This window comes from Streptomyces sp. CB02366 (assembly GCF_001905905.1).
GTDB lineage: Bacteria > Actinomycetota > Actinomycetes > Streptomycetales > Streptomycetaceae > Streptomyces.
On sequence record NZ_LIVT01000002.1, the window covers coordinates 125933 to 138938 of the forward strand.

Here is a 13006-nt window from a genome sequence, read left to right on the forward strand (position 1 = left end):
GCGGTGAAAGGCGGAAAGCGGTTCAGCGGCCGTTGAACGCGTCCTTCAGACGGGAGAAGAGGCCCTGCTGACCTGGCTGGAATTGACCCAAGGGTCGCTCCTCGCCGCGGAGCTTGGCCAGCTCCCGCAGCAGCCGCTCCTGCTCCGGGTCGAGCTTGGAGGGGGTCATCACCTCGACGTGCACGATCAGGTCGCCCCGGCCGCCCCCGCGCAGGTGGGTGATCCCCCGCCCGTGGAGCGGGACGGACTGGCCGGACTGGGTGCCGGGCCGGATGTCGATCTCCTCCATGCCGTCCAGCGTCTCCAGCGGGCACTTGGTGCCGAGGGCCGCGGCCGTCATGGGGATGGTGACCGTGCAGTGCAGGTCGTCGCCGCGCCGCTGGAAGACCGGGTGCGCGAGCTCGTGGATCTCCACGTAGAGGTCGCCGGGCGGGCCGCCGCCGGGGCCGACCTCGCCCTCGCCGGCGAGCTGGATGCGGGTGCCGTTGTCGACGCCCGCGGGGATCTTGACCGTGAGCGTGCGCCGCGAGCGGATGCGGCCGTCGCCGGCGCACTCCGGGCACGGGGTGGGCACGACCGTGCCGAAGCCCTGGCACTGGGGGCAGGGCCGCGAGGTCATGACCTGGCCGAGGAAGGACCGGGTGACCTGCGAGACCTCGCCGCGACCGCGACACATGTCACAGGTCTGGGCGGAGGTGCCGGGGGCCGCGCCCTCGCCGCTGCAGGTGGTGCAGACGACGGCCGTGTCGACCTGGATGTCCTTGGTGGTGCCGAAGGCCGCCTCGTTGAGGTCGATCTCCAGGCGGATCATGGCGTCCTGGCCGCGCCGGGTCCGCGAGCGGGGCCCGCGCTGCGCGGCGTTGCCGAAGAAGGCGTCCATGATGTCGGAGAAGTTGCCGAAGCCGCCGGCTCCGAAACCGCCCGCCCCGCCACCGCCGCCGCCGTTGGCGGAGAGCGGGTCGCCGCCGAGGTCGTAGACCTGCTTCTTCTGCGGGTCCGACAGCACCTCGTAAGCGGCGTTGATCTCCTTGAACCGCTCCTGGGTCTTCGGATCCGGGTTGACATCCGGGTGCAGCTCGCGGGCGAGCCGGCGGAATGCCTTCTTGATCTCGTCCTGGGAGGCGTCGCGGCGCACGCCGAGTACGGCGTAGTAGTCCGTGGCCACTTACGACTCCGCCAGGATCTGTCCGACGTAACGTGCCACTGCGCGTACCGCTCCCATCGTTCCGGGGTAGTCCATGCGGGTCGGTCCGACCACGCCGAGTTTGGCGACTGCCTCGTCGCCCGAACCGTAGCCGACCGCGACGACGGATGTGGAGTTGAGCCCCTCGTGGGCGTTCTCGTGCCCGATCCGTACGGTCATGCCCGAGTCCGTCGCCTCACCGAGCAGCTTCAACAGGACGACCTGTTCCTCCAGTGCTTCCAGCACCGGCCGGATCATCACCGGGAAGTCGTGTCCGAAGCGGGTGAGGTTGGAGGTGCCGCCGATGATCAGCCGCTCCTCCGTCTCCTCGACCAGGGTTTCGAGGAGGGTGGAGAGAACCGTGGAGACCGTCCCCCGGTCCTCGCTGTCGAAGGATTCCGGCAGCTCCCGCACCAGGGGCGGGACGTCCGCGAAGCGGCGTCCGACGACCCGGCTGTTGAGCCGGGCCCGCAGATCCGCGAGCGATGCCTCGCCGAACGGCGCGGGGCAGTCGATCATACGCTGTTCGACCCGGCCGGTGTCCGTGATCAGGACGAGCATCAGCCGGGCGGGGGCCAGCGACAGCAGCTCCACGTGCCGCACCGTCGAACGGGTCAGCGAGGGGTACTGCACGACGGCGACCTGCCGGGTCAGCTGCGCGAGCAGCCGCACCGTCCGGCCGACCACGTCGTCGAGGTCGACCGCGCCGTCGAGGAAGTTCTGGATGGCCCGGCGCTCGGGCGAGGAGAGCGGCTTGACGCCCGCGAGCTTGTCGACGAAGAGGCGGTACCCCTTGTCGGTCGGGATGCGTCCCGCGCTCGTGTGCGGCTGGGCGATGAAGCCCTCCTCCTCCAGCACCGCCATGTCGTTGCGGACGGTGGCCGGGGAGACCCCCAGCCGGTGCCGTTCGGTGAGCGCCTTGGAGCCGACGGGCTCCTCGGTGCCGACATAGTCCTGGACGATGGCGCGCAGCACTTCGAGTCTGCGTTCGCTGAGCATCGCGCACACCTCCAGCTGTGGTTCCCGGTGTCCCTGCCTGGCACTCGGTGCGTACGAGTGCCAGCCATTCCGTCGTCAGTGTACGGGGGTGGGGTGGGGCCGGGGCAAGGGCGACCGGCCCCGGCCCGCCGGGACCGCGCAGGTCGTCGCCGCCGCGGGGGCCGATGCCGATAGCGTCCCGGCATGGACGTCGCTTGGGAAGACTTCGGGTGGGAGCGGTTGGGCCGCGGTGCCGGAAGGCGGCGGCTGCCCGGCTGGGACGCCACCGCCGGGCTGGTCGCCGGTACGGAGGGGGTGCTGCTGTACGACACGGGTTCGACGCTGCGCGAGGGCGTCGAGCTGCGGCGGCAGGCCGAGGCGCTGCTCGGCCGCAGGGTGACGCATATCGCACTGAGCCACCCGCATTTCGATCACGTCCTGGGCACGGCGGCGTTCGCCGGGGCGCGGGTGTACGGCGCGGTGGGCCTGGGCGACCTGCTGCGCGGCGGGGCGGAGAGCCTGTACGCGTCGGCGGTGCGCCACGGGGTGGCGGAGGACGAGGCGGCCCGGTCGGCGGACACGCTGGTGGCCCCGGGCCACGAGGTGAGCGGCGAGCGGACGCTGGACCTGGGCGGTGGCCGCCGGGTGCTGCTGGCGAACGTGGGCCCGGGCCACAGCGGCCACGACCTGGCGGTACTGGCGCCCGATCCGGACGGCGGGCCCCCGGTGGTGTTCTGCGGGGACCTGGTGGAGGAGTCGGGCGAGCCGCAGGCGGGCGACGACGCGGTCGTCTCGCGCTGGCCGGCCGCGCTGGACCGGCTGCTGGAGCTGGGCGGCGAGGACGCGCTGTACGTGCCGGGGCACGGGGCGGTGGTGGACGCGGCGTTCGTCCGGGCGCAGCGGGCGGAGTTGGCGGAGCGGTTCGCGGCGTGAGGGCCTCCCGGGAGCGCCGTGCGGGGGCGTGCGGCGCTCCGGGGCGGCGGGCTGCGCTTCCCGGCGGCGCGCCGATTATCGTCGGGCCATGCGCAGCTACCAGCCGGACCTGACCCCGCCGTGGAAGCGGTCCGCCCCCGTGCCCGAGGTGCCCGCCGAACCCGATCTGGTCGTGGAGGAGGTCGCCACCGGTTTCTGCGGGGCGGTGGTCCGCTGCGAGAAGACCGCCCAGGGTCCGACGGTGACCCTGGAGGACCGCTTCGGCAAGCACCGGGTGTTCCCGATGGAGCCGCGCGGCTTCCTGCTGGAGGGCGCGGTCGTCACGCTGGTGCGCCCTTCGGCGGGCGGCCCGGCGCGCCCCGCCCGTACGGCCTCCGGTTCGCTGGCGGTGCCCGGCGCCCGGGCGCGGGTGGCGCGGGCCGGCCGGATCTACGTGGAGGGCCGGCACGACGCCGAGCTGGTGGAGCGGGTGTGGGGCGACGACCTACGCATCGAGGGCGTGGTCGTGGAGTACCTGGAGGGCGTCGACGACCTTCCGGCGATCGTCGGGGAGTTCGCGCCCGGCCCCGACGCCCGGCTGGGGGTGCTGGTGGACCATCTGGTGCCCGGCTCCAAGGAGTCCCGGATCGCCGCCGGGGTGACCGGGGACCACGTGCTGGTGGTGGGGCACCCGTACATCGACGTGTGGGAGGCGGTGAAGCCGTCCTCGGTGGGGATCGACGCCTGGCCGGCGGTACCGAAGGGGCAGGACTGGAAGACGGGCGTGTGCCGGGCGCTGGGGTGGCCGGAGAACACCGGGGCGGCCTGGCAGCACATCCTGTCCAAGGTTCGCAGCTACAAGGACCTGGAGCCCCAACTCCTGGGCCGGGTGGAGGAATTGATCGACTTCGTCACTGTTCCGGACTGATGTCCGGGGGCTGACGCCGATCCGTCCGCGACGATCACGTGCCGATCCCTAGGAATGCCTGCGTCCCAAACGCACCATCGGTTAGAGGTGGGGGCGGGCAGGCGGTTCACGGGCCGGAGGGCTCACGGGGGAAGGGCACGGGCGATGGCGCGCGAGGTCTGGCGGGACAGTGCGGACAACGAGGCGGCGTCGGCCGTCTTCCACCTGATGCAGCAGTTGATCGACCGGTACCGGGTCAACCGGCCGGTGATGCCGCTGGTGGTGGTCCAGGCGGCGGACGCGGCGGCCGGGCCGGAGATCGACGCGCGGGTGGAGCAGCTGGTCCACCAGGTGCACCGGGCCAACGAGTTGCGCCGCGTTCCCGTGCGGCTGCTGGACGGCGAGGGGCCGACCCCGTACGAGGCGGCGCTCGGCATGGTGCGCACGCTCTCCGAGAAGCCGTGGGAGACCCGCGAGAACACCCAGTACAAGAACTTCTCCTTCCCCCGCTCCCGGCTCCTCGGGGCGATCGAGCAGGCCACCGCGGCCGTGGTCGGACAGCCCGACGGGAACACCTCCGAGGTCCGCGAGGAGAGGATTCTGGAGCAGTTGAGCCGGCTGCGCTGGCGGTCGGGACGGCCGCGCGGGGCGACCCGGTGGGACGCGCTGCGGCAGTCGGTGCGGCCCGAGACGTTCGTCGGCGCGCTGTTCATCGCCCTGCTCAGCGTGTTGCTCGGGGAGATCGGCTGGCTGCTGACGGCCCTGGTGGCGGCCACCGCGCTGATCGGGCTCGCCGTGGTCGGGCTGGCGAGCCGGGCCGCGCCGCCGCTGCTGTGGCTGCGCCGGGCGAGCCGCTGGTTCGCCACCACCTCCTCGCTGGCCGCGTCCAGCACCGGGTACCCCTCGGACGGCTGGTCGTGGTTCTCGCCGAGCGGTTCGTGGCGGGTGATCCGGGCGCGGGCGGCGGCGGTCGCGGAGCGGGTGGCGGACGCGGGGGCGGGAGACGAGTACGCGCGCCAGTTCCACCTGGAGCTGCGGGTGCAGGCCCTCCTGGAGGACCTGCGGCACAACTACCGCCCGCACTCCCTGGACTGGCGGCGCAGCAAGCGCACGGTGCCGCCGGTGGTGTTCCTGCCCCGGGCCACGCAGGACAACGGCGGCATCCTGCTGATCAACGCGATCAACAACGTGCGGTCGCGGCGCAGCGAGGTGGATCCGCTGCTGCTGCTCGCCTCGCTGCCGGCCCCCGAGATCATGCGGCACACCCCGCCGCTGCCCCCGGAGCGGCCGGGCCCCGGATCGCCGACCGGTTCCTCCGGGGCGCGGGCCCGTTACGAGCGCTGGGTGGACGACCTGAGCCTGGGCCAGTCGCCGGTGGCGGCGGCGACCCTGGCGTGGGTGCTGCTGCTGCCGCTGTCGACCGAGAAGCTGACCCATGAGCACGCGCACGCCCAGCTCGTCACCCACCGGGTGCGGCGGACGTGGGCGTGGTGGGTGATGTCGCGGGCGGCCGTCGCGGGGGTCGTGGTGGGTTCGCTGCTGGGGGCGTTCCTGTGGGCGGGGCACTGGCGCGACACCTACTGCCACGGTCCGCTGACCGACCGCAACACGGACGCGGTCTGGGCGGGGCGGGACGGGGAGCGGGAGTGCGTGGGCGTGGCGACCGCGCCCGAGGTGCTGTTCGCGGACGGCAACGACCTGGAGCTGAACGGGGCGGGCAAGGGCATCACGTTCGAGCGGATCGAGCGGGCGATACGTGAGGAGAACGACGACATCGAGGCGGACGACGCGTATGTGACGGTCGTGTACGCCGGTCCGCTCACCGCCCCGGGCAACGACCGGGAGGCCACCCGCAAAGGGCTGGAGGAGCTGACCGGCGTCTACCTCCAGCAGCGGGCGGTGAACAAGACCGTGCGCCGCTCGGTGAAGCTGCGGGTGCTGACCGCCAACGGCGGCGAGGGCATGCTGCGGCAGCTCACCGCCGTACGGAAGATCATCGAGGTGGCCCGGCGGGATCCCACGGTGGTCGGCGTGGTCGGGCTCGGCCGCAACACCGAGGAGAGCGACGACGCGGTGAACCTGTTGCGCGAGGCCGGGCTGCCGGTGGTGAACACGACGAACTCCAGCAGCGATCTGCCCCGCGACTTCCCCAACTACTTCGGTCTCGCGGCGACGGACGAGGAGCAGACGCACGTGCTCGGGCTGGTCGCCCGGCAGATCGCGAAGGGTCTGGACCGCCCCCACGCGATCGTGCTGTCGCGCGAGGGCCGCAACGGGGACCTGGACCGGTACACCGCCGAGCAGCGCGCCGCGGGCAAGGAGATGCTGCGCAGATCGGGGTTCTCGCTGGGCGACGACGTGGAGTACGACCTCGCGGGCGGGGCGAGTCTGAACGCCCCGCTGACCACGATCTGCCAGGCCGAGAGGGTGCCGGACGCGCTGTACTTCGCCGGGCGGGTCGAGGACGTGCCGACGCTGATGCGGGGGTTGTCGGAGACCACCGGGTGTTCGGACCGGCGGATGACGGTGTTCACCGGGGACGACCTGACGAAGGGCACGTTCGACGACTCCACCTCGATCGCCGCCAACGTCACGCTCTACCACTCCTCGCTCGCCCCGCTGGACCGGGGGAAGAACCTCGGTTTCTACGGGGACGCGTACCGCACCCTGCGGCGGCTGCACCCCGAGGGGGAGGTCACGGCACTGGCCTCGGGGCAGCCGGCGTACGAGGACGACCTGTTCGCCAGCGGGCAGACCGTCATCTCCTACAGCGCGACGGCGGCCCTGTACGACGCGGCGGCGCGCGGCGACAAGCGGCGGAGCGCGGCGGAGACCTGGGCGACGCTGCACACGGTGGACCTCAACAACATGCCCACGGGGACGATCTCGTTCAGCCGGGCGCGGTCCTCGGTCTCGGACAACGTGCACGGCCTCAACATCGTCAAGGTGGTCCGGCCGGGGCCGAGCGCCGAGCGGACCCTGGTGTGCGGCAAACCGGCCGGGGTCGCGCCGCCGCTGACGGCGAAGGACTGCCGGCCGTGAGGTCCGGGCTCGCGGCCCGGATTGGGCGGAGGGCCGCGAGCGGCGGGGGCCGGCGTCCGGCCGGGGTCAGTCGACCAGGTCGCGGACGACGGCGTCGGCCAGGAGCCGTCCGCGCAGGGTGAGGACCGCGCGGCCCTTCCCGTACGGCTCCGGTTCCAGCAGCCCGTCGTCCACGGCGCGGCGGGAGGCGGTGAGACCGTCGGGCTTCAGCAGGTCGAGCGGACAGCCGTCGATCAGGCGCAGCTCCAGCAGGACGCGCTCGACCCGGCGGTCCTCCTCGCTCAGCACCTCGCGGCCCGCGCCGGGCGACCGGCCCTCGGCGAGCGCCTGGGCGTACGCGCCGGGGTGCTTCACGTTCCACCAGCGCACGCCCCCGACGTGGCTGTGCGCTCCGGGGCCCGCGCCCCACCAGTCGGCGCCGCGCCAGTACAGCTCGTTGTGCAGGCAGCGGCCGGCCTCGGTGGTGGCCCAGTTGGAGACCTCGTACCAGTGGAAACCGGCGGCGGCGAACGCCTCGTCCGCGATGAGGTAGCGGTCGGCGTGCGCGTCGTCGTCGGTCATGGGGATCTCGCCGCGCCGGATGCGGTGGGCGAGCCGGGTGCCCTCCTCGACGATCAGGGCGTACGCGGAGACGTGGTCGGGGCCCGCGCCGATCGCGGCGTCCAGGGAGGCCCGCCAGTCGTCGTCGGACTCGCCGGGGGTGCCGTAGATCAGGTCGAGGTTGACGTGGTCGAAGCCCGCCGCGCGTGCCTCGGCGACGCAGGCCTCGGGGCGGCCGGGGGTGTGGGTGCGGTCCAGGATCCTCAGGACGTGCTGCTTGGCGCTCTGCATGCCGAAGGAGACCCGGTTGAAGCCGCCCTCGCGCAGGGCGGAGAGGTAGGCCGGGTCGACGGACTCGGGGTTGGCCTCGGTGGTGATCTCCGCGTCGTCGGCGAGGCCGAACTCCTCGCGGATCGCCGCCAGCATCCTCACCAGGTCGGCGGCGGGCAGCAGGGTGGGGGTGCCGCCGCCGACGAAGACCGTGCGGACGGGGCGGGGGTCGTCGCCGAGCACCTCGCGGGCCCGGCGGACCTCCTCGATCAGGTGGGCGGCGTAGTTGTCGCGGGAGGCCAGGGCGCCGCCGGAGCCGCGCAGCTCGGTGGCGGTGTAGGTGTTGAAGTCGCAGTAACCGCAGCGGGTCGCGCAGTACGGGACGTGCAGGTAGAAGCCGAGCGGGCGGTCGGCCGCGCCTTCCAGGGCGTGGCGGGGCAGCGCCCCGTCGTCGGGTACGGGTTCACCATCGGGCAGTACGGAAGGCATACCGCCCATTGTCGCCCGTCGCGGGGGCGTAGTGTCCCGCTCACTCCGCGTGCAGGACCAGCAGGGCCATGTCGTCGTCCGGGGGCTGCTCGGCGAACGCGTGGACGGCCCGCCGCAGCCGCTCGGCGGTGGCGTCGGCGGACAGCCCGGCGCAGCCGGACAGCGCCCGGGCCAGCCCGTCCCCGTCGTCGAACATCAGCGGGCCCGACCGCCGCTCGGTCACCCCGTCCGTGACGCAGAGCAGGGTGTCCCCCGGCGCGAGGTCGAAGGCCTGGCTCTCGTACGCCACGTCCTCGACGACCCCGAGGAGCACCTGGGGCTCGGCGGCCGGGCGTACGGAACCGTCCGGGCGCAGCAGCAGCGGCAGCGGGTGCCCGGCACTGGCCACCGTGCAGCGGACCCCTCCGCCGGGGAGCGGCACGACCTCCCCGTACAGCAGGGAGAGGAACCGGGGCTGGGCGCCGTCGTGGAGCTGCCGGCCCCCGGCCGCGGCGACCATCAGGGCGGCGGCCTCGGCGGCCTCCATCGCGTCGTCCAGGAGCAGCCGGTTGAGCCGGTCCAGCACCTCCCCGGCGCCGAAGCCCTCGCGGGAGAGGAGCCGCAGCCAGGGGCGGGCGAGGCCGGTGACGACGGCGGCCTCGGGGCCGGACCCCTGGACGTCGCCGAGGACGAAGCACCAGCGGTCGCCGGGGCACGGGAAGATGTCGTAGAAGTCGCCGCCGACCACGCCGTCGTCGCTCGGTTCGTAGACGAGGGCGCTGGTGACGCCGGGGATCTCGGCGACCTTGCTGGGGAGCAGTCCGCGCTGGAGGATGCGGCTGATGGTGGCCTGCCGGGTGTAGGCGCGGGCGGCCCCCACGGCGGGGCCGAGCCGGCGGACGAAGTCCTCGATGAGCGAGGCGACGGCCTCGGGCACCCGGGCGGCGCCCTCCCGGCCGACGAGGACGGTGCCGAGCGCCCGGCCGCCGGCGACGATCCGGAACGCCAGCGCGGCCCCGTCGCGGCCACCGGGGTGCGGAGCGTCACCGAACCCGCCGGGCAGGGAGGCGGGGCCGGAGGCGGCGTCCGCCCCGTCCGCCTCCGCCGCCGGGACGGGCCAGGGGACGAGGACCGGTACGGGGCCCGGGCCCGCCGCCGGGGAGAGCTTGAGGGGGGCCGCCTCCAGGACGGCGCGCAGGGCGTCGGCGCCGGCCTCGTCGCTGTGCCAGACCCGGGCGAGGCGGGGTTCGGCGGCCGGTCCCCCGCCCTCGGCCTCCAGCCAGATCGCGCACCAGTCGGCCAGCCGGGGCACCAGGAGCTGGCCCGCTATGGCGGCCACCAGATCCTCGTCGAGCTGCCCGGCGAGCAGGTCGGACGCCTCGGCGAGGAAGGCCGGGGCGCCCCGGCTGTCCCAGACCGTGTCGTCGCGCTCGGTGCGCCGGGCGGCGGGGGCGAGGAGTCCGGCGGCGCGCAGGCCCTGTCGGAGGGCGTCCTCGTCGGGCGGGGCGGCCGGGGCGCTCCAGCCCTCGACGGGGAGGCGGGCCCAGACCGTCTTGCGGCCGGTGCGGTAGGTGATGCCCCAGGAGTCGGCGAGGGTGGCGACGAGCTGGAGGCCGCGTCCGTACTCGGCGGGGTCGGGCGCCTCTCCGGCGGGCGGCTCGGGCTCCGGCGCGGGGTCGTCGCCGCTGACCGAGCGGGCCGGGTGGTGGTCGGTGACCTCCAGGACGAGGGCGGCGGACGGGTCGTCTCCGCCTTCCTCCTCCAGCGCGAGGACGAGGTCGACGGTGGTCCCGGCGTGCACGACGGCGTTGGTGACCAGCTCGTTGGCGACGGTCACGGCGTCGTCGGCGAGCCGGTCGCCGATCCCCGCGGCGGCGGGCGTCCCGAGCCCGGCCCACTCCGCGAGGACGGCCCGCACGAACCGCCGGGCGGCGGACGGGGTGAGGGGTATCCCGGGCAGGCTGGTACGGCCGGCCAGGCGCGGGCCGTGCGTGTACCCGGCACGGGTGGTGCCGGGACGCTGCACGAGGTCCCGCTGCAAGGGAAGGGGCGCCACGGTACGGCTCCTACGGTCCGACGACACCGACAGAGTGACAGACGGGCGGCGTCCATAAGCACCGAGTCACCGAAGTGAGCAGAAAATCGAGCACGGTGAACACGCGGCTCCCCGCGGCCGAGGCGGTAGCGTCCCCTTCCGTGACCGCCCTCGGCGCGCTCGTCCGGGGCCGCACGGAAGAAGCCGTCCGCGATGCGGGGTCCGGACCCCGGGGGGGGAGGGGATCGGGCGATGACCCTGCGTTCCGATCTGACGCGGCTGCTCGCGGGGGCCGCCGCCCTCGACATGGACGTCGGGGCCGGAACATCGCGAGGAACCGGGGCGGCGGGGACGGCACGACGGGCGGGGCTCCGGCTCCCCGAAGGGGTCCGGAGCCCCGCCCGTGCCCGCCCGGGACCGAGCCCCCGGACGGTTCGCGCGAGCGGCTCCTAGGATCTGTCGTCGCACTGCCGCCTGCCGGGCGACGACGGCAGTGCGACGACAGCCTCTAGGCCTCGCGCGTGCCCGCGTACATCTCGTCGATGAGCCCCCGGTACTCGCGCTCGACGACCGGCCGCTTCAGCTTGAGGCTGGGGGTCAGCTCGCCGTGCTCGACGTCCAGGTCGCGCGGCAGGAGGCGGAACTTCTTGATGGTCTGCCAGCGCTGGAGGCCCTCGTTGAGCTGCTTGACGTACCCGTCGATCAGCTCGACCGTCTGCGGGGCCGCGACGACCTCCGCGTATGACTTGCCCTTCATGCCGTTCTCGGCGGCCCAGCCGAGGAGGGTGGGCTCGTCGAGGGCGATGAGCGCGGTGCAGAAGTTGCGGTCCGCGCCGTGCACCAGGATGTTGGAGACGAACGGGCAGACCGCCTTGAACTGGCCCTCGACCTCCGCCGGGGCGACGTACTTGCCGCCCGACGTCTTGATCAGGTCCTTCTTGCGGTCGGTGATACGGAGGTAGCCGTCGGCCGACAGCTCGCCGATGTCACCGGTGTGGAACCAGCCGTCCGACTCCAGGACCTCCTCGGTCTTGTCGGCCAGCTTGTGGTAGCCCTGCATGATGCCGGGGCCGCGCAGCAGGATCTCGCCGTCGTCCGCGATGCGCACCTCGGTGCCGGGGAGCGGCTTGCCGACGGTCCCGGTGCGGTAGGCCTCGCCCGGGTTGACGAAGGAGGCGGCGCTGGACTCGGTGAGGCCGTAGCCCTCCAGGATGTGGATGCCCGCGCCCGCGAAGAAGTAGCCGATGTCCGGGGCGAGGGCGGCGGAGCCGGAGATGCAGGCGCGCAGCCGGCCGCCGAACGCCTCGCGGATCTTGGAGAAGACGAGCGCGTCGGCGATCTTGTGCTTGGCGCCGAGCGCGAAGGGCACGGAGGCGTTGCCGGTGCGCCGGAAGTTGTCCTGGGAGACCTTGGCGTACTCGCGGGCCACCCCGGCCGCCCACTGGAAGATCTTGTACTTGGCGCCGCCGCCCGCACGGGCCTTGGAGGCGACCCCGTTGTAGACCTTCTCGAAGATCCGGGGCACGGCGGCCATGTAGGTCGGCTGGACGACCGGCAGGTTCTCGATGATCTTGTCGATGCGGCCGTCGACCGCGGTGACGTGGCCGACCTCGATCTGCCCGGAGGTGAGGACCTTGCCGAAGACGTGGGCGAGCGGCAGCCAGAGGTACTGCACGTCCTCGGCGGTGATGAGCCCGGTCGCCACGGTGGCCTTGGCCATGTACGACCAGTTGTCGTGCGGCAGCCGTACGCCCTTGGGGCGGCCGGTGGTGCCCGAGGTGTAGATCAGGGTGGCGAGCTGGTCGGAGGTGATCGCGGCGACCCGCTCGGTGACCGCGTCCGGGGTCTTGGCCAGCAGCTCGTCGCCCCGGGCCTCCAGGTCGGCGAGGGTGATGATCCAGCCCTCGGGGTCGCCCTCGGCCGGCTCGACCCCGGTCGGGTCGATGACGACGACGTGGGCGAGGTCCGGCAGGTCCGCCCGGGTCTTCCGGGCCTTGGCCAGCTGCTCGGCGTCCTCCGCGACGAGGATGCGGCTCTCGGAGTCGGACAGGATGAAAGCGGACTCCTCGGCGTTCGTCGAGGGGTAGACCGTGGTGGTCGCGGCGCCCGCGCACATCACGCCGAGGTCGACGAGGATCCACTCCACCCGGGTGGCCGAGGAGAGAGCGACGCGCTCCTCCGGCCGCACGCCGAGCGCGATGAGGCCCGCGGCGATGGCGAAGACCCGCTCGGCGGCCTGGCCCCAGCTCAGGGACTTCCAGACGTCGGGCCCCTGGCCCGAGGCCGACGGCACCGGATAGCGGTACGCCTCCCTGTCGGGGGTCGCCGCCACGCGGTCGATGAAGAGGGACGCCACGGAGGGCGGCCGGTTGTCGATCAAGGTCTGTGTGTCGCTCACGACGTCCTCCGGGCCTGCGGCATTGCTACGACCGGCTTCTTCGGTACAGCGGTCGGCTGCTGTCGTCCCGCCGCCCGCTGCTTCTCGTTGCTCTCGCTGTCCTTGTCCTACTGCGTCCTACTGCTCAACCTGCGTGTTCCGCTTGTTTAACTGGTCAGTAACCATCAAGACGTGATCAGAGTAAAGCGCGCGTGTCCGCCGCGTAAGAGGCAACGGGCCGCCGCTTCATAACGAAAGGGACCACGCCGAGAGGGCCCCCGGCCGGGCGGGCGG

At 73.3% G+C, this 13006-nt stretch carries 8 protein-coding genes; 3 read left to right on the forward strand and 5 right to left on the reverse strand.

The window, feature by feature from the left end; all coding sequences use genetic code 11:
- Nucleotides 1-22: 22 nt before the first annotated feature.
- Both dnaJ and hrcA read right to left on the reverse strand, forming a co-directional pair.
- The gene (dnaJ, locus tag AMK24_RS06325) at nt 23-1165 is read right to left on the reverse strand and encodes a molecular chaperone DnaJ (RefSeq protein WP_073765924.1); all 1143 of its coding nucleotides are present in this window, start codon (nt 1163-1165) and stop codon (nt 23-25) included.
- A complete protein-coding gene (hrcA, locus tag AMK24_RS06330; protein ID WP_073765926.1) occupies nt 1166-2182 on the reverse strand; it encodes a heat-inducible transcriptional repressor HrcA in 1017 nt (338 codons plus the stop codon).
- A 183-nt stretch (nt 2183-2365) separates the two neighbouring features.
- On the opposite strand from hrcA, the gene AMK24_RS06335 reads away from it, so the two are divergent.
- The 3 genes from AMK24_RS06335 to AMK24_RS06345 all read left to right on the forward strand — a co-directional run bounded on the left by AMK24_RS06335 (nt 2366) and on the right by AMK24_RS06345 (nt 7022).
- A complete protein-coding gene (locus AMK24_RS06335; protein ID WP_073765928.1) occupies nt 2366-3094 on the forward strand; it encodes an MBL fold metallo-hydrolase in 729 nt (242 codons plus the stop codon).
- Between the two features lie 88 nt (nt 3095-3182).
- A complete protein-coding gene (locus AMK24_RS06340; RefSeq protein ID WP_073765930.1) occupies nt 3183-4001 on the forward strand; it encodes a DUF3097 domain-containing protein in 819 nt (272 codons plus the stop codon).
- Between the two features lie 144 nt (nt 4002-4145).
- A complete protein-coding gene (locus tag AMK24_RS06345; RefSeq protein WP_073765932.1) occupies nt 4146-7022 on the forward strand; it encodes an ABC transporter substrate-binding protein in 2877 nt (958 codons plus the stop codon).
- A gap of 66 nt (nt 7023-7088) precedes the next feature.
- Here AMK24_RS06345 and hemW read toward each other — a convergent pair whose 3' ends face one another.
- From hemW to AMK24_RS06360, 3 genes are all read right to left on the reverse strand, one after another.
- Entirely contained in the window at nt 7089-8330 is a 1242-nt protein-coding gene (gene hemW, locus AMK24_RS06350; protein WP_073765934.1) for a radical SAM family heme chaperone HemW, read from the reverse strand.
- Nucleotides 8331-8361: 31 nt separating this feature from the next.
- Nucleotides 8362-10356 carry an ATP-binding SpoIIE family protein phosphatase gene (locus AMK24_RS06355; protein WP_073765936.1) on the reverse strand — a complete coding sequence of 665 codons (1995 nt, stop codon included), beginning with the start codon at nt 10354-10356 and terminating at the stop codon, nt 8362-8364.
- Between the two features lie 487 nt (nt 10357-10843).
- Complete coding sequence (locus AMK24_RS06360) at nt 10844-12733, reverse strand: AMP-dependent synthetase/ligase (protein WP_073765938.1); 1890 nt, start codon at nt 12731-12733, stop codon at nt 10844-10846.
- Between the last annotated feature and the right edge of the window lie 273 nt (nt 12734-13006).